The following is a 17,709-nucleotide window of genomic DNA, read 5'->3' on the forward strand; positions in this document are numbered from 1 at the left end:
AAAACAACTGGTATTTAACCACGTACCCGACCTTGCCAAGCTGGGCTTAGTTACCGATAGAAAGCCGATTATTGTTAAAACTGCCAACGGCACCATCACCGAAGTTTTTGAATGGCTGAACGCTGATGCCATTGAAAAGGCACATACCAATCCGGGAGTACACCAGATCTGGGCGGCCTTTGCCGAAGTTTGCGAGTATGTGCCCTTAAATACGCTGGTCGAAACGGCAGATATGTTTGCCGCCTTTACGCCGTTAAATTAAACAGCAGGCTCAATCCAGTTTCCATCGCCCTTAATAATACCGATTAACTGATCGAGTGCATTGGCGGCGCTTACATTTTTTTGTACCACCTCTTTGCCGCGGTATAAGGTTATCTTATCCGGTCCGGCTCCCACGTAGCCATAATCGGCATCGGCCATTTCGCCGGGACCATTGACGATGCATCCCATAATACCAATTTTCAATCCTTTTAAATGACTGGTGCGACTGCGGATCATCTGGGTGGTTTCCTGCAAATCAAACAAGGTACGGCCACAGCTTGGGCAAGAGATATATTCGGTTTTTGAAATCCTTGAGCGTGTAGCCTGTAAAATTCCGAAAGCTGTTGAGGTAATAGTTTTTACGGGGATGGAGGGCGCATCTATCCAGATGCCATCTCCAAGCCCATCAACCAGCAAGGCCCCCATATCGGTAGCCGCATAAAGCTGCAATTTAGATACAGGTTCTTCGGGGCTGGTGATATCGCCGTATTTGCTTAAATCAAACTCATTTTCGGGATAAGTTCTTTTAATGATAACCGGGACATCTAAGCCTAATTCCTGTAGTTTAAAAAAGAAACCGCGCTGATCCTGCATACCGTTAATGGCGTCAGTTTCCAGTACAAAAACCAGGGTATTGTTTAAAGGTAACAAACCAAAATCATCTGTTTCCAAATCGCCTGGCTTAACAATCACTAAATTAAGCGCATAATCACGCTCAGTGGCCGAAATATATTCGCTTAAATTATAAACCGGGTGGCAATTGGTTTTATCAGTTAAAGTTTTCCAGGTTTCATAATTATACAACTGCTTTAAATTACCGGGAAAGTTAAACGAGGGCAACTGATTGGCCAGGTAAACAAAATCAACCGACTGCTCGGCCATGTTATATTTATCCAACAGTTCCGAATAGAGATAACCGGCATCATTCAATACCGCCGGATCTTTCAGGTTTTTGGCCGAAAGATCAACCACCACCCTCGGTACCATGTGCCCACCTATAAAAGCGTTGGCCTCGTAGGTGTGCCTTCTTTCAGTAACCGGGTCTGGAGTCTTGAGTTCTGAGTTCTGAGTCTCGAGTCTTGAGTCTTGAGTTGTGAGTCCTGAGTTGTGGCTCGAGCCTACCGGCTCAAGACTCAAGACTCCCGACTCAAGACTCCCCCCCCTCTGTCCTCTTACAAAATAACGGTTCACCAGAGCAATGGCTACCGGCGATTCATATTCAGGCTCTTCGGTTAACGATACTCTTACCGTATCGCCCAAACCATCTTCCAGCAAGGTGCCTATACCTACGGCGGATTTAATGCGTCCGTCCTCGCCGTCGCCGGCTTCGGTTACGCCTAAATGCAGCGGGTAGTTCATCCCCTCGGCAACCATTGTTTCCACCAGCATCCGGTAGGCTTGCACCATCACCTGCGGGTTGCTCGATTTCATGGAGATGACCAGGTTATAATAATTAAGCGCCTCGCACATCCGCATAAATTCCATAGCCGATTCTACCATGCCACGCGGTGTATCACCGTACTGGCTCATAATCCTGTCTGACAGCGAACCATGGTTGGTACCGATACGCATAGCAGTACCGTATTCTTTACATATTTTTACCAGGGGCGCAAACTTTTGGTAGATGCGGTCCAACTCGGCCTGGTATTCGGCTGGAGTATATTCTAATTGGTCAAATTTCTTTTTATCGGCATAGTTGCCGGGGTTTACACGCACCTTCTCTACAATCCGCGCGGCTACTTCGGCAGCGTTCGGGGTAAAATGGATGTCGGCCACCAGCGGCACGGTATAACCACGCTTACGCAGCTCTTTTTTTATCTCGGCCAGGTTCTGGGCCTCTTTAATGCTGGGCGCCGTAATACGTACGTACTCACAGCCGGCGTCAACCATGCGGATGCTTTGCTCAACCGTACCCAGGGTATCCATGGTATTGGTGGTTGTCATGCTCTGGATCCGGATGGGGTTATTACCGCCCATCGGCACATCGCCAATAGTTACCTCGCGTGTTACAAAACGCGAATATTCCGTTAACGAATTACAGTAACCACCCTTCAGGGCCTTAATTGCTTCAGCGTTCATGTAAAAATATTAATGTACAAAGTTAATGATAATGATGATGATTTATAGCCGAATAATTAGCCGGGAAACATGGACGGGTAAAGAAAAAGTTATATTTTAGTGAGCATCCTACTTAAACTATCGTATGAAGAATATCCTATTTATCGCAGCCATCATCGCTGTATTGGTATCCTGCAAAAGCAATACAAAAACCAAGAGCACTGACACGGCAACGAACACAGCGGAGATTGAAACCCGGAACCTGATCAAAAAATTCAAACCCATTATTGGCGGATCATGGGTAAAAAGCGATTACATCGACAAGGTAATTAAATACCAATCGCCCCTGGCGGCTGCTGATATGGCTACTGGTTTAACCGTTTTAGTGATAGACACCCAAAGCGTTAAAGGCGACAGCATAATCACGGCGGCTGGCTGGGGTAACCACGAAGGCAGTAACCTGGTGCTAAAGTTTACACCCGGAAAAACAAAACGGACTATTAAACTTGGCAATTTTGACCTCGGCTATTATATCCGGTTCAGAAGCGATGACACTACCCTGGTTTTATACGATTATAACCCCGGGAATAATACAACCACTACTACCCGGTATGTTAAGGCGCTAAACAAAAAAACCAAGAATTTAGATGATGGTATAGACTACCTGATTAACAAAGGCCTGATAGCGGGTAAATATACCTCGACTGATAGTTCGGGCGCGAGGAGCAATGTCACCTTTACCGACCGGGGCGGAGTTACCGGCCTGCTCAATTTTTTAACCTACAGCATTCAAAACGACCTGAACAATGGGCCGATGAAGAACCTGGATGAAATTGCATTCGATTTATATAGCCCCCAACAGGTGAGTTATACCTTTAAAATAAACAAGGACACTTTAAAACTATATGATACTAACGCCAACGCAGATTCTACATTGGCCCTGATAGGGAAGCTAAAATATACGTTAGTGAGGAGAAAGTAGCCGAGAGCCGGGAGTCCTGAGTCTTTAGTCAGGAGTCTTCAGCCTTGCGTTAGAAGCCTGGAATGTCTTTAGTAATCAGTCAGGACTAAAGACTCCCGGCTCATGCCTCAATACCAATCTACATTTTTTTACTAACTACAAAGCATGCGGCAAACCTGTCGTGTATGGCCTGATGGCGGTCGCCCCAGATGATTCGCATATAGGCTATGTAAGAAAGAGCGCCGATTAAAAAATCCATAATCAGATAGATGATTTTACCAATGTTGCGTTTAAATGCCTGGCCAAAAGATAGGCTGTAACCTGATTCGTCAACAACGGCTAAGCCTAAAACGTATTTCCCTATTGATGCCCTTATCTTGCTCGATTCGCAGATCGCGTTATACAGTATTATCATCAACGACAATACAGTATGAATAATAATCACATCAGTGCTGTATTTCTTCAGAGTTTGTGCTAACGCATTAGGATCCTTCATCAATTCCAACGTAAAAACCCCCTGGAGCTTAAACATGTATTGCGGGAAAATAAATAGAGCGAGTATCTCTGTACCAATCGCGACAACAAAAGCATCGATAATGTAGGCTGGTAAACGCAAAAAATAAGTTGATGTATTTTCACGAGTGGGATAGTAAATACCTTCACTTTTAAAATAAGATTTGAATTCCGGCATCGTATAAGCCGGGATTCCCTGTGTTTGCGATGGTAACAAAATAACATCATCGGATTCCAGAGGCTTGTCCATTAACTCCTGAGTGTTGAATGGGCCAACTCTTTGACCGTCTTTTAAAATGTAATATTCGTTATTCATATATGCAGCAATGTACTATAGCGCAAAAGTAATGGTTTTATGTGGTGATTGCTTATAAAGGCGATAGTTGATCCATAATAATTAACATCAGCATTACATCAACCAGCTGAAGCCGCTTATTTCAATCGCAAAACTTGTACGGATGTCGACAATAAAAGCGACAATTTTTTTTATTGATTTTATCAAACCAATCTGTCGCGCATCACCAAAGTTCCGGCTATCATATCGTGCAGGCACTGTTGTTTTTTATTAAAAAAACAAATGATATAACCAACGAAAAACGTAAGCGCAGAAAACACCTTAGCCAGGTTACGCCCCGCTGCTTTGGCGGTGTCAATATCAGAGCCATCCAGGTTACAAACCCTGATCTTCAAAACCTTTTTACCGAAGGTAGCCTGCCGCGCGGAACCCTCCATTACAATATGATACACCAGGTTGGCTAAGGGAACAACGACCAAAAGACTAAGGGATAAAATGACACGGATTTGCTTATCGCCGATTAGCAATACAGCCAAAAGGGCCGGTACAACAAATACTCCGGTTACAATAAGCCAATCGATAAGGGCGGCCAGCACACGCTGATCAAAAGCTCCGAAATATTGCGGCACAACCGATTGTAAACGAAAGCCAAATATGGAACGCAGTTCGGCAATTTCGTGCGCTTCCTTATAATCAACCATCGATGCTGTTTTAACAAAATCATCCGCCTGAATGCGTTTTGCCCTTAGCTCATCCAGTGTATATGGCCCTTCGGGCTTACCATTTACCACTAATAAATATTCGTCATCCATATATCCTGCTAAAAACAGCAAAGGGAACAATAAGATGCCCCCTTTGCCGCTGTTAAATATTGTTATTATTCTATTGCCCTTCGCTTTTAATCGCAATTGAATAAAGCAAATCCAATAGGAGCCTTACACTCCTGGCTATCCATTAAAAGGACTGCCGTTTTAACGGCCAAATGTCGGTTAAGCCTGAGTCAAACTAATGCTCATTAAAAAAACGCAATTTGACTCAAGGCTCCAGACTAAGGACTCTGGACTTAAAATCAATACTGTTTCACCTTAAAATCAGATATGCCACCGCTTAGCTTAATATACATTTTATTAGCAGCTTTATCAAACCCCGGCGTTTCGTATTCGTTCTCGCCGGTATTTTGAAAGCCGGTAATACTTTTAGAGGAAAGGCCGGTTTCGGTTGTGATACGGCAAGCTGCGTTTTGAGGCACATTCAGCGAAACTTCGGATACACCAGTAGAAACCTCCACCCTGCTTTCGGCTAAGGGCTGACCCATTTTTACGTGGAAAGATGCCGCGCCGCCTTCCAGTTTCAATTTCCTGATCTTAAAGTTGGTTAAATCAAAATCGAGCTTGGTAGCCCCGGTTTGCACCCTGATCTCCCACTCCGGGTTATTGTTTAATTTAATATAAGCTTTGTTGGCTTTATTCCCGCCAAAGTTAAAGTGTATACCATGGTGGTGCTTATTATTCATATCAAAATCGAGCGTCTGCGTGGCCGAATCAACACTGCTTGTTAACACATACCTATCGCTATACTCTTTGGTATCGGCCTCAAAAAGATTGTTAGTTGCATCTTTCAATGTGTAGCTTGTACCACCACCGGTAATATTTAAGCGGGCAAGTTTAATTTCGGGCTTGTAGGCTTCTTGATAATGCCCATTCCCTTCAACCTTTACAATCGAATCGCCATCCATCTCGTCGTCATCATTATCATCGGTAGTGTCCGAGTCGTTGTAGTCATAATGCCTGTTAAAACCAAAGTCCCAGTTATTATCATACTGGTGCCGCCTTAGGCCACTGAATATTAAAAAGCCCAGGCCCACAATCAAAACAATTATTTTGATAGCCGTTGCCACTCCGGAGCGGTTGTGCGAAAACACCAGGTTTACACCTGCAATTACAAGAATTATTGGCCAAAGGTGAAAAAAGTTACTCCAACTGAAATGAATAAGGCCAAAGTTATCCATCAAAAAAAGTATCCCTATGATGACCAGGATTGTACCCGGAATTAATTTATCGTTCCGCATGATCTTATATCGTTTTAGTATAATCAGTAGATGAAATATCGTTGTCGTTTTTATTTTCGGCTTCAGTGTCTTTTTGATCCCAGGTTGCCGCCTTGGGTTGTTCCGGCTCGGGTTTGCGACGCCAAAAACCAAACATTAAAACCAACCCGATAACGATCAGTACCACTGGCCAAAATTTATCAAAATCCAGATCCGGAATGATATCATATTCTTCGAGCAGTAAATAGCCGCCTAACATAATAAGCACTATGCCACCGATAAGGCTGCCGGTAGATATCGTTTTTTTAGCTGGCACAAAAGGTTCCGGTTGTTTAAGTGGTGGAGTAAAAAACTGATCGTCAACGGTATAAAAGGGCCTGGCCGGAATTACCGCCCATAAAATGAAGTATATTAAAAAGCCTCCGCCTTTTAGTAGCAGGGCAAGTACAAACACTACCCTCACCAGCGATACATCTACATTAAAATAATTTGCCAAACCGGCGCAAACACCGCCTATCACTTTACGGTGCTCATCTCGGTATAATTTGTTTTCCATGACTGAGTTTTTTAGTTTAATAATTTTACACCTGGCCCCATACAGGTTTAATTACGATCTCGTCAATATTAGCACCTTTGCTCATTTTCCAGGCTGCTATAATTGACGAAGCAACATCATCAGGAGATACAAACCTATCCGGAGATAAACCGGTATCTTTCCACGATTCTGTTAATGTTGATCCCGGTAAAAGCGTAGTTACCTTTACACCGTAATCCTGCATCTCGAGCCTCATTACTTTACTTAGACCCAGCAGGGCAAATTTAGTTACAGAATACATGCCGGCTTCTGCAACGGGGTTTATAGCGGCCACCGAGCATATGGTAAAGATATGTCCGCGGCCGGATGCCATCATGGTTTTACCAAAATAACGATATAACTGATACGAAGGCATCAAGTTGATATCCAGCATGCGCTGAAAGGCAAATTCATCTTCATCCAATATGCTCAATGGTTCGTACACGCCCACATTATTTATAATTACACTTATAAAGCCCAATTCCTGCTCGGCAAGGCCTGCAAAAGTTAATACCTCGTCCTTGATACTACAGTCGGTTTGGCGGCTTACAATTTTTATTTCGGGATTTATCTTGATGAGTTGTTCCTTTAAAATCAATAATTCTTCATTATTACGCGAACAAATAGCCAGGTTTGTTCCTTGTTTAGCAAAGGCTATGGCAATTGCCCGGCCCATGCCTTTGGTTGCGCCGGTGATGATCACATTTTCCATGTTTTTTTATTTTGGATGATGGAGCTCTAAACTCCCGCTTTAAAATTAGAAATTTAAAAGGAATGTTAGCCCTGGCGGTAAATAAGCTAAAAAACAGGTGGCCGTATTGATACAATAACAAAAAAAGCAAGCTGATGATTCGACCGAGTCAAAAAAGCAAACGATTAAATGAAAAAAATGTACTTTTACCCCAATTAAACTAAAAGAATGCTATACCACCTGGGAAGATATATACTCTTGATGAAACTAAGCTTTAAGCGGCCCGAAAAGTTTAGTGTTTACTGGGCCGAAGTAATGCGCGAAATGGTATCTATCGGATTAGGTTCCCTGGGTATTATCAGCATCATATCGGTTTTTATTGGGGCTGTGGCCACCATTCAAACTGCTTTCCAGTTGGTGAGCGATTTTATCCCTAAAACCATAGTAGGTACCATCACCCGCGACTCTACCATCCTGGAGTTTAGCCCTACTATATCGGCACTGGTACTGGCCGGTCGGGTGGGCTCAAGCATAGCATCCCAAATTGGAACCATGCGCGTAACCGAACAGATCGACGCGCTCGAGATTATGGGCGTAAATGCTCCCGGTTATCTCATTTCGCCTAAAATCATATCGGGCGTGCTCATGATCCCCTTATTGACGGTGATATCCATCAGCCTGGGTTTACTGGGCGGCTACATAGCCTGTGCAGCATCAAGCGAAGTATCAACGGCCGATTATATTACCGGCTTGACAGATGGTTTTAAAACTATTATTTTACAGGTAAGTATGGTTAAAGCCACCTTTTTTGGCTTTATTATTACTTCCATTTGCGCTTACCAGGGGTTTTATACATCGGGTGGCGCTTTAGAGGTTGGTCAATCAGCCACACGCGGCGTAGTTTTCAGCTGTATCTTTATCTTATTTGCCGACTTAGTTATTTCGCGTTTGATGCTATGATAGAAACGATAAACATTCACAAAACTTTTGGCGAAAATAAAGTACTGCAGGGTATTAACGCGCAATTAAAACCGGGGATGAATAACCTGATTATCGGTGGCTCTGGTTCGGGCAAAACCACTTTACTTAAATGTATCGTTGGCTTGCATGAGCCTACAGAAGGCGAAGTACTGTACGATGGGCAAAATTTCACCAACATGGACTTTGTAGAACGCGTACCCATCCGTAAGCAGATTGGGATGCTGTTTCAAAGTTCGGCCCTGTTCGATTCGATGACGGTTGAGGATAACATTATTTTTCCGCTCAACCTTTTTACCAAGATGCCACGGTCTGAAAAGATTGACCGGGCTAACTTTTGCCTCGAACGGGTAAACCTTGCCGGCAAAAACAAACTGTACCCATCAGAGCTTTCGGGCGGGATGAAAAAACGCGTAGGTATTGCCCGCGCCATATCCATGCAGCCTAAGTATTTGTTTGTCGATGAGCCAAACTCGGGTCTTGACCCTAAAACATCTATCCTGATTGATGAACTGATAGCCGAAATTACCCAGGAATATCAAACCACTACGGTAGTAGTAACACACGATATGAACTCGGTAATGGGTATTGGCGATCATATCATCTTTTTAAACGAGGGTAAAAAATGGTGGGAAGGCAGCAATAAAGAGATTGCCCATACCGATAATCCGGAGCTGAACAGCTTTGTATTCGCCAGTAAATTTATGCAGGCGGCAAGGGAGAAGCTATAGGTATTTAGCCTGGGCGGTTATATGTATTGAAGTCCATGGTCGATAGTCCATGGTCCATGGTGGACTAAATGAAGTTGTAGGCCGGAAGTGGATGCACCGATTCATGCCTTAGTCGGCGTCCCACCGACTACTTACGCAAACTCTGCCTGGTATCAGAAGTCGGTGGGGACACCCACTAAGATGACGTTTGAACCTCGCAGACTATTATTATGTCAGAAGAAAAGTGCGCAAAAGCCTGACTGCACGCCGGGCCGGGAGTTGGCCTGTGGGTGGAAGGATCGGGCAGTCTTGATTTTTTGGTTACTTTTTGTATCAAGACAAAATTGCGATAGCAATCATTCACACCCAAAAACAAACAATAGTGAATAACGAACAAGCTCTTCCGCGGCGATTGAGCGGGCCGATGTTCTAAGTTAAGAATACTGATTATCCAAGCAACAACAGACGTGCTGATAATCAATAACTTAAGTAGACGTCTTTATAATATACAGGGCGAACCTTCAGAGCCGCTCTGCATACGTAGAGATTGCTTCGTACCTCGCAATGACGATTCGATATTGATAATCAACAACTTAAAAGAACGTCATTATAAGTTGGAAACTGCACAATCAAGAAGACCCATTTTCTCCGCCTTAATTGATAATTAACGGTTTGCCATTCAACAGCACATTTTCAGCCTTTACATCCTTGTACTTATTATTTAAAGGCGTTTTGGCTGTAGCATCGATATTTTTGAATACAATGTTAGAAACCTGGTCGGCCGGGTTCCCTTCAATATCACCAAAGTTATCGCATTTTACTTTAATGTTTTTGAAGTTGATATTCTTAACGATGCCGAATGGCTTTTCGCCGCTGTTGCCCAGATCAAAAAATTGTTTCCAGGGGTTTAGATTAAGAATTTGCCCGCAGGTGCCTGTGATGTTTTCTACTGTAACATTTTCAAATAATTGGTAAGTATCAGGCCTCATTTTCAACCTCAGGATGGGACAATTATTATCTACCTTACAGTTTCTGATGGTAATATTGCGGGCGTGAATGCATTCGCTCCCCAGTGTTAACGTAGCGTGGGCAGATCCGAAAGAGCAATTCTCAACCAGAACATCTTCAACTATACCGTTACCGGGTAACTTCTGGGCGTCCGGGCCTTTCCCTCCCTTAATACAAACGGCATCATCATTAACCGAAATATAGCAGTTGCGGATGGTTACTTTTTTACATACGTCGATATCTACCCCATCGGTACTGGGTGCCGGTACTGGTTTAAATGGCGAGCGGATATCACAATTTTCAATCAGCACGTTATTACTTTGGTACAGATGGGTTGTCCAGAAGCCCGAATTGTGCAGTTTAACATTTTGGATAGTGACGTTATTGCATCCCCAAATAAAAAGCAGGCGCGGCCTGTGTACTTCCAGGTTAGTGCTCGATTGATTTAGCTTTTTCAAAGAGTCGCGATGATCCCAAAAAGCTTTCCAGTAACGCAAACCGTTGCCATTAATTTCTCCGGGACCGGTAATGCTAAAGTTGTCTACGTGATAGGCGTTAACAAGGGCGGCATAATAATCAAGATTTCTGCCTTCCATCCGCGAGGGTATTAAGGGATAATCCGCAATATTATCCGATCCTTTCAATCTGGCGCCTTCTTCTAAGCGTAAGCGGGTTTTGGGTTTAAAAAACAAAGCACCTGTAAGATAAACACCTTTAGGGATAACAATGGTACCACCACCGCTGGCATTTGCCTTATCAATAACGGACTGGATAACGGTTGTATTCAATTTTGTGCTATCGGCACCAACACCCAGCTTAGTAATTACATAATCCTGAGACCGAGCGATAAGCGTGCTGAACAATAAAAAGGCAGATATAAATAACTTATTCATTATAGGTTTCGTAAATTGGTTTTTCGCGGCAAACGCGCCATTGCAAAACAGACCGATTGTTAGGGTAAAGTTAGGGCTAATTTATAGTTCGGGCCAAATAAAGTTTAACAACGCAACTCTTTGTTTAAGCAGGCTAATCAAACAAGTCGGGTATCATTTTTTTACCTTGCTATGATTGTTAAATTAGGTTAAATGACGCTTCTCAGCTTTTTTTTAGGGCGGATGAATTTAAAAGTTATGTATTTTTGAAGTATAATTTAAAAAAGTGATGAAAAGGAATTTAATCATTATTTGCGGTTTACTATTAGGCAGCCTGTATGGCGGCATAGTAAAAGCCCAGGAAGCTGCACCGCTTGCTCCCGATCAAAACCCAAACTACATGGCCAGTGTGCAAAAATATGCCGCTATAGCCGATTCGCTGAACAGCCAGCATGGCACTACCGTGCAAAACACTTATAAAGCTTATGATTGGTACGAGGCCCGCCAGGAACGACGCCAGCAAAACCGCGCATGGAGGCATCAGGAAATGCTGAATTCAGGTTACTATGACTACTCTCCGTCATGGGGCCTTTATGGCGGTTATTCATACCCGTACATTTTCGGCAATTATGGCTATGGCAATCACTTTTACGGTCGCGGTCGTTTTGGTTTCGGCATCGGCTGGTAAATATTTACAGACAACACAATTATATTACATCATAAACCTTTAAACAACGTAATGAAACTTAATAAATTAGTAACCATAGCCGCACTTTTAACTTCAGGATTCATCATAACATCATGCTCCAGGCAGGTAACCCGCGTAAGTACCGATCAAACGATCGATATCAGCGGTTCATGGAATAACAGCGACTCGAGGATGGTTGCCGAAGATTTAACCGGTAAAATTTTAAACGGCCCCTGGATCACCAATTTCCAAACAGAACAGCAAGGCAAGAGGCCAACCGTTATTGTTGGTTTTGTTCAGAATAAAAGCCATGAACATATTGATGCCGAAACCTTTTTAAAGGATGTAGAAAACTCGTTTATACAAACGCAAAAGATACGCCTGGTACAGGGAGGCAAAAAGCGTGAAGAGCTGCGTGCCGAGAAAGAAGACCAGCAAAACAACGCCTCTGTTTCGTCAATGAAAAAATTCGGGCTGGAAAACGGTGCCGATTTTATTTTACAGGGCTCTATCAATTCTATCGTGGATGCGCACAAACGCCAAAAGGTTGTTTATTACCAGGTAAATTTGGAGTTAACCAATATCCAAACCAACGAAGTGGTATGGATAGGCGAGAAAAAAATAGCCAAATACGTTAAAAACTAAGCTGCAAGCCGACCTTACCTTAAACCCCGTAACCATTGGTTAAAGGGGTTATTTACATTTTGTAATTAATGATAAACATTCGTAAGAATATTCTTGGAGCATCATCTGTTATCGGATTGATGCTTTTTTTGTTAGGCTGTGCTACTTATAACGACCGCATCATACCTTATTATAAAGACGTGTCGGCGGGAAATTATGCAGATGCAGAAAAACAGCTCGACAAGAACACACTGATACAAAAACCGCGCAACAGGTTATTGTATTTGATGGAAAAGGGAAGAGTATGCCATTTGAACGGTAAATATAACGAGAGCAATCAATATTTTAACGAAGCAGATTCGATGTTGGAACAGGGGCTTACCAGTGTTGCCGATGCGGCTGTAGGGCTGTTTGTTAACCCGATGTCGCAACGGTATAAAGGCGAGGATTTTGAAAAATTCATGATCCACTATTATAAGGCCCTTAACTATATCTACCTGCACAATACCGAGGATGCCATTGTTGAAGCGCGCCGCATCAGCCTACAGGCACAGCAACAGGGCGATAAATTTAACAACAATAACAACAGGTATAGCAACGACGCTTTTTCGCTGGCGTTCCAGGGATTACTTTATGAAAGCGATAAGGATGTAAATAATGCCTTTATATCCTACCGAAATGCTGCCGAAATATACTTTGCCAGCCCGGACAGTACTTATTATGGCACCAGGATCCCGGCCGAACTGAAGCGCGACCTGATCCGCACGGCATCGTTAAACGGTTTTACTACCGAGGCTGAACAATTTGAAAAAACCTTTGGCATCACTTATCAACCTGCCCCATTACCGGAAGGCGGAGAGTTGGTGTTTTTTTGGGAGAACGGACTGGCCCCGGTGAAAACCCAGGTCGACCTGGATTTCAGCTTGATCAGGGATAGTAACGGCGCGCTATTTTTTACCGACGCAGCCGGAGGCATCACCGTTCCGTTTGAATACAGTGGCGACCGGAATAAGGTTGACCTGAAATCGGTTGAAAGCTTAAGAGCCGCTTTCCCCAAATACATCCCACAAAAGCCTTACTATGCCAGCGCTACAATTACCAATAACCAGGTACAAGTCCCCCTCGAAAAAACGGAAGACGTAACCGACCTGGCTATTAAAACACTGAAGCAACGCGCCCTGGCCGAAATGAGTAAGGTATTATCCCGGCTGGCCGTAAAAAAAATGGCAGAGTACAGCATGCGAGCGGCAGCCAATACCAACGGCAAAACCAACTCGCTGTTAGAGGCCGGGAGCTACGGCATGCAACTGTATAGCCTGCTATCGGAAAAGGCCGATACACGCAACTGGCAAACTTTACCCGCGCAGATCTGCTACGCGCGTATCCCATTGCAAAGAGGCGAAAACACCATCAGCATCACCATGAAAACCAGCAATGGAGCTGACGAAACTAAAACCATTAAAATAAATGGTAACGGCAGGTTGCAGTTTTATAATTTTTCTACTTTGCGTTAAAGTTGGATATTGGGATAGTAAGCTCAGTTCTCAAATTCTGCTGTTCCCACACAAAAGAAGAAAGCTTTTGCGAGCGATAAGTATACTGTAGACGTGTTGCTCTTAAAAAATTCCTCTTCGTACCTCATCGGAAACGACATTTTTCCTTGAGCTAATTTACCTGGTCAATATCAAGTGCCAGCTACTCATTATCGAAATCTATATATCCCACCGTCATAATTGGAGATAAAATCCTTCTACTGACGATTTTCGTGAGATGCAGACTACATAACAAGCCATATCTGTGTATTTGTAATCTTCAAATCAAAAGGGCGATACCAGATGGTACTCATTAGTTATTACCAGATAAAATAATATTATTTATTGTAGCATAAACAACTCGGGCTACGTAATAAATAAAAAGAAAAACATGAAAACACGGCTCACCCTATCTCTATTATTCCTTTTAACAATCATCTATTCGTGCAAAAAGGATCACGATCAACCGGCGGAAGAAACTAATTTTTATCTAACAGCCTTAAAAAGCAACAATGCATGGGGCACTAATAGTACTTACGCCGGATTTGTAAACGATACCCTTTATTTACAGGGTTATGGAAATGAAGAAACCTTACACATGAAAATCAAGTTCGTCAAGATTGGTAAATACAGCGTAACAGCAGATCAATGCAGTTACTTCACTACCATAGGACAAGATGTTATGTTATCCAGATATAGACTGAGAAGCGATACCGTTAGTTCGGTAACCATCACAGCTTACGATCCGGATAAACAAATATTTACCGGAACATTTGATCTGAGTTTCATCCAAACTTATCCTTCAAATCAGGCTAAAATTAACTTCCTCAACGGTAAATTCAGAATCGCCAAAGTAGCGTTCTCTTATTAAGACTGGCAGCATAGCCATAAGCTAATTGATATCAGTCAGTTTGCAACCCCGGGTTAGTCTATCGTAACCTGGGGTAAAGTATGGCGAAATCAGGACGACTTCAACCACTGCCGGAAAAAATTGGCAAACACATATCCTGATTAGGGAAGTATAAGGCAATCACTATTGCGGGAGCCTTTTATCTTGCCACCGAACCAAGCAAGCATCGATTTAGCGCGAAGGCAATACAGCTTCAGCAAGCTAATTCATCACAGTCATATTCAACTGAAAATCAACACTCAGTTGATCTCTCGCTTTGATCATCCCACCCAACTTACTTGGGGGCACCAGGTTAAAATCAGAGAAGTTAACATACCTTGATCCTAACAAGCGGATATTTTTTTGATCGGTTTGTGTAATTTGATAATTTACCTCAAACCGTTTGCTTACGCCTGCAATTTTAATTTCAACCAAACCGGTTATTGCTTCGGCTTTCGCATTTAAAACCGGCATTTTATTCAACGATAAAAATTTGATGCGCAACACCGGAAATTGTTTCTCGTTCAATGTCTTCCGTAGCTGACTGGTCATGCCCGAATTGTGGCAATCGAAAGCATTGATGCTAAGTGTTACGCTTCCCGAAAGGATGATCCCGTTGTCCGTTTTACTTTTACTCAGCGTGAGCGTATCGACCTGATCATAATTGGGCACCGCGCACGAAAACTTGTTAACGTTTGTAGTTCCGTTTACGCTCAGGCTGCTGTTTTTGCTGATGATCCATTTTTTTGCCTGGCCGCCGCCCACATTTTGTTGAGCCAAAACCAAACTTGTGGCAGCAATTAGTAATAGCGTTGTGAGCCATCCACTTTTGCTTTTCATCGTGCCGCTCAAGGGTTAACTTTTGCAAACACCAACCCTGCAATAATTGCTTGGGTTAAGCCGTACAAAAACCAGGTTGATACAATAGTAAAAGTAATATCTAACGAACTAAAAGATATCCACATTACAGGCAACAGGGCAACGATAGAATATACGAAACCAAACTCCAGCCCTCTCATAATAAAAGTACCTTTAAATATCCCCTTAAACCTGTCCCAAAACCATGATAACGCAAAGCTGATAATAAAGGCGTGCATATAAAAAAGCACATCCCGGCTACCATCCGAATTGAACAAGGGGTTATTATACTCCATAAAAAGGCCCGGAAAAAACCGTACAGCGAGGAAAAGACCGCCGTAACTGATAACAAATAAGATGCATCCGGCTATAAGACCTGTAGTCAATATTTTTTTCATTGATTGTAGTTTAAGTATGGGAAGAAAATGCAGATTCAAGATTTGCAAAAACATAAAAATAGAACGACCTTAAATTAACAAAGCCATCGGCAGTAAATTTCGGAATACCGGCCTGTATAAAACATGATCAATATCACATTATGATAATAAAACAAGCAGGACATACTCTTTTACTTAGAAAAATATGATTAAAAACCTGGAGCAACTTAGCAAGCTTAGGCGAGTTTGGACTTCGCCAGAACGCCAACGGCTGGCCGTCAATAGCGGCACCATAAGCCCGACACTACTAAACATAGGCAATAGCCATTCAAATTGATTGAGTTCACTATGAAAAGGCTGTCTAATCAGGGCCTCTTAGCTGCCGTTTTATGCCCATATAGCGCTTACCTTTTATTCAATTGATGATCAAAATCACTAACAAAAATGTTTATAGTAACAAAGCATCCAACCTCCGTTTTATATCTTAGCCCACAATATAAGCAACCGTAAATCCAGTAAATAACATGAAATTAGAAAAGTTTTCCTTCGGGATGGGCGATCGTTTCGCACATCAGGGCGAAGCACAGCTAAAAGCAGTTTTAAAAGCAAAAGAACAAGGCGTTAATATTACTCCGGTTTGGAATAAATCAAACCGCGAACACAAAACAGTTAAAACCTACCCGGCTGATTTGCGTGCAGAAGCGGATGCAGCGGTAAAAGCTTTAGGCTGGACAGACTCATACCGCGTGGATGCCGACCATATCACCCTGGCTACTGTAGACGGTTTTATTGACAGTTCTGATTTTTTCACTTTAGATGTTGCCGACTTTATAGGTAAACCAGCCCCACAAAACGAAATAGATGCCTTTGTTGAACGTCGTAAAAAATACACCGGCAGCCTGTCTATTCCCGGAATTGATGAGCAATTTGAAATAAACGAGGCTATGCTTCGCGAAATTGCAGGCAAATTTTTATTAGCCGCCATTGAGGCCGGAAAGCTATACAAACACATTGCTGAGGCCAAAGGCGAGGATAATTTTATTGCCGAGGTATCTATGGACGAAGTGAACGATCCGCAAACACCGGTAGAGCTGTTTTTTATTTTGAGTGCTTTGGCTGATAACGGCATTAAAGCTCAAACCATTGCACCTAAATTTACCGGCCGCTTTAATAAAGGGGTAGACTATGTTGGTAATGTAGCGCAGTTTGCCAAGGAGTTTGAAGAAGATATTTTGGTGATCAAATTTGCCATTAAAGAGTTTGACCTACCCGAAAATTTAAAACTGAGCGTACACTCCGGAAGCGATAAATTTTCGATATACAAATCGATAAGCGACCTGATTAAAAAGCACGATACCGGTATCCATTTAAAAACCGCCGGAACCACCTGGCTGGAAGAACTGATTGGCCTTGCCGAAGCTGGTAACGAAGCCCTTGAGCTTGCTAAAGAAATTTATGCCAATTCGCTGGGCCGCTTTGACGAACTCTGCGTACCCTATGCCACCGTAATTGATGTAGATAAAGCAAGCCTGCCAACTGCCGAAGAAGTAAACGGATGGACAGGCGAAAAATTTGCCAATACACTGCGCCATATCCAAAGTAACCCTGATTTTAACCCAAGCTTCAGGCAGATGCTGCACGTAGCCTACAAAGTTGCCGGCGAAAATGCCGACCGCTATTACGCTGCCTTAAAAAAATACAAAGATATTGTAGCCGCCAACGTAACTACAAACCTGTACGAACGCCATGTGGTTCCTTTGTTTTTAAGCTAAA

At 42.9% G+C, this 17,709-nt stretch carries 17 protein-coding genes; 8 read left to right on the plus strand and 9 right to left on the minus strand.

What is annotated here, in order from left to right; genetic code table 11:
- Window positions 1-258 precede the first annotated feature (258 nt).
- Window positions 259-2,340: a (E)-4-hydroxy-3-methylbut-2-enyl-diphosphate synthase gene (ispG, locus tag MUCPA_RS05575; protein WP_008504979.1), complete on the minus strand. Its 2,082-nt coding sequence runs from the start codon at window positions 2,338-2,340 to the stop codon at window positions 259-261.
- A gap of 124 nt (window positions 2,341-2,464) precedes the next feature.
- On the opposite strand from ispG, the gene MUCPA_RS05580 reads away from it, so the two are divergent.
- The gene (locus MUCPA_RS05580) at window positions 2,465-3,301 is read left to right on the plus strand and encodes a hypothetical protein (protein WP_008504981.1); all 837 of its coding nucleotides are present in this window, start codon (window positions 2,465-2,467) and stop codon (window positions 3,299-3,301) included.
- Window positions 3,302-3,419: 118 nt separating this feature from the next.
- Here the strand turns inward: MUCPA_RS05580 and MUCPA_RS35725 are convergent, their stop codons facing one another.
- The 5 genes from MUCPA_RS35725 to MUCPA_RS05605 form a co-directional block, all read right to left on the minus strand.
- Window positions 3,420-4,109, minus strand: a complete 690-nt coding sequence (locus MUCPA_RS35725) for an RDD family protein (RefSeq protein WP_008504983.1) — start codon at window positions 4,107-4,109, stop codon at window positions 3,420-3,422.
- Window positions 4,110-4,291: 182 nt separating this feature from the next.
- Entirely contained in the window at window positions 4,292-4,900 is a 609-nt protein-coding gene (locus MUCPA_RS05590) for an RDD family protein (protein ID WP_040625738.1), read from the minus strand.
- Window positions 4,901-5,157: 257 nt separating this feature from the next.
- The gene (locus MUCPA_RS05595; RefSeq protein ID WP_008504985.1) at window positions 5,158-6,156 is read right to left on the minus strand and encodes a LiaI-LiaF-like domain-containing protein; all 999 of its coding nucleotides are present in this window, start codon (window positions 6,154-6,156) and stop codon (window positions 5,158-5,160) included.
- A gap of 4 nt (window positions 6,157-6,160) precedes the next feature.
- Entirely contained in the window at window positions 6,161-6,691 is a 531-nt protein-coding gene (locus MUCPA_RS05600) for a PspC domain-containing protein (protein WP_008504986.1), read from the minus strand.
- Between the two features lie 25 nt (window positions 6,692-6,716).
- Entirely contained in the window at window positions 6,717-7,421 is a 705-nt protein-coding gene (locus MUCPA_RS05605) for an SDR family oxidoreductase (RefSeq protein ID WP_008504987.1), read from the minus strand.
- Window positions 7,422-7,628: 207 nt separating this feature from the next.
- Between MUCPA_RS05605 and MUCPA_RS05610 the strand changes: the two genes are divergently transcribed.
- Window positions 7,629-8,360 (plus strand): MlaE family ABC transporter permease, encoded by a 732-nt coding sequence (locus tag MUCPA_RS05610; RefSeq protein ID WP_008504988.1) that lies wholly within the window; start codon window positions 7,629-7,631, stop codon window positions 8,358-8,360.
- Window positions 8,357-9,109, plus strand: coding sequence for an ABC transporter ATP-binding protein (locus MUCPA_RS05615; protein ID WP_008504989.1), 753 nt, complete (start codon window positions 8,357-8,359; stop codon window positions 9,107-9,109). Before MUCPA_RS05610 ends, MUCPA_RS05615 begins: the two co-directional genes overlap by 4 nt.
- A 632-nt stretch (window positions 9,110-9,741) precedes the next feature.
- Here MUCPA_RS05615 and MUCPA_RS05620 read toward each other — a convergent pair.
- Window positions 9,742-10,989, minus strand: coding sequence for a glycoside hydrolase family 28 protein (locus MUCPA_RS05620; RefSeq protein ID WP_008504990.1), 1,248 nt, complete (start codon window positions 10,987-10,989; stop codon window positions 9,742-9,744).
- 268 nt (window positions 10,990-11,257) lie between these two features.
- Here MUCPA_RS05620 and MUCPA_RS05625 point away from each other — a divergent pair, with 268 nt between their 5' ends.
- The 4 genes from MUCPA_RS05625 (at window position 11,258) to MUCPA_RS05640 (ending at window position 14,683) form a co-directional block, all read left to right on the plus strand.
- Complete coding sequence (locus MUCPA_RS05625; RefSeq protein WP_008504991.1) at window positions 11,258-11,656, plus strand: hypothetical protein; 399 nt, start codon at window positions 11,258-11,260, stop codon at window positions 11,654-11,656.
- A gap of 51 nt (window positions 11,657-11,707) precedes the next feature.
- The gene (locus MUCPA_RS05630; RefSeq protein WP_008504992.1) at window positions 11,708-12,301 is read left to right on the plus strand and encodes a penicillin-binding protein activator LpoB; all 594 of its coding nucleotides are present in this window, start codon (window positions 11,708-11,710) and stop codon (window positions 12,299-12,301) included.
- Between the two features lie 68 nt (window positions 12,302-12,369).
- On the plus strand, window positions 12,370-13,794 hold the full coding sequence (locus tag MUCPA_RS05635; protein WP_008504993.1) for a COG3014 family protein: 1,425 nt from the start codon (window positions 12,370-12,372) through the stop codon (window positions 13,792-13,794).
- 409 nt (window positions 13,795-14,203) lie between these two features.
- On the plus strand, window positions 14,204-14,683 hold the full coding sequence (locus tag MUCPA_RS05640) for a DUF6252 family protein (protein WP_008504995.1): 480 nt from the start codon (window positions 14,204-14,206) through the stop codon (window positions 14,681-14,683).
- 240 nt (window positions 14,684-14,923) lie between these two features.
- On the opposite strand, the gene MUCPA_RS05645 is transcribed toward MUCPA_RS05640, so the two are convergent.
- Window positions 14,924-15,541, minus strand: a complete 618-nt coding sequence (locus MUCPA_RS05645) for a YceI family protein (RefSeq protein ID WP_008504996.1) — start codon at window positions 15,539-15,541, stop codon at window positions 14,924-14,926.
- Window positions 15,542-15,549: 8 nt separating this feature from the next.
- Complete coding sequence (locus tag MUCPA_RS05650; RefSeq protein ID WP_008504997.1) at window positions 15,550-15,957, minus strand: hypothetical protein; 408 nt, start codon at window positions 15,955-15,957, stop codon at window positions 15,550-15,552.
- A gap of 503 nt (window positions 15,958-16,460) precedes the next feature.
- Here MUCPA_RS05650 and MUCPA_RS05655 point away from each other — a divergent pair.
- Window positions 16,461-17,708, plus strand: a complete 1,248-nt coding sequence (locus tag MUCPA_RS05655; protein WP_008504998.1) for a tagaturonate epimerase family protein — start codon at window positions 16,461-16,463, stop codon at window positions 17,706-17,708.
- Window position 17,709: the final 1 nt, after the last annotated feature.

The sequence above is a fragment of the Mucilaginibacter paludis DSM 18603 genome (genome assembly GCF_000166195.2).
Classification (GTDB): Bacteria; Bacteroidota; Bacteroidia; order Sphingobacteriales; family Sphingobacteriaceae; genus Mucilaginibacter; species Mucilaginibacter paludis.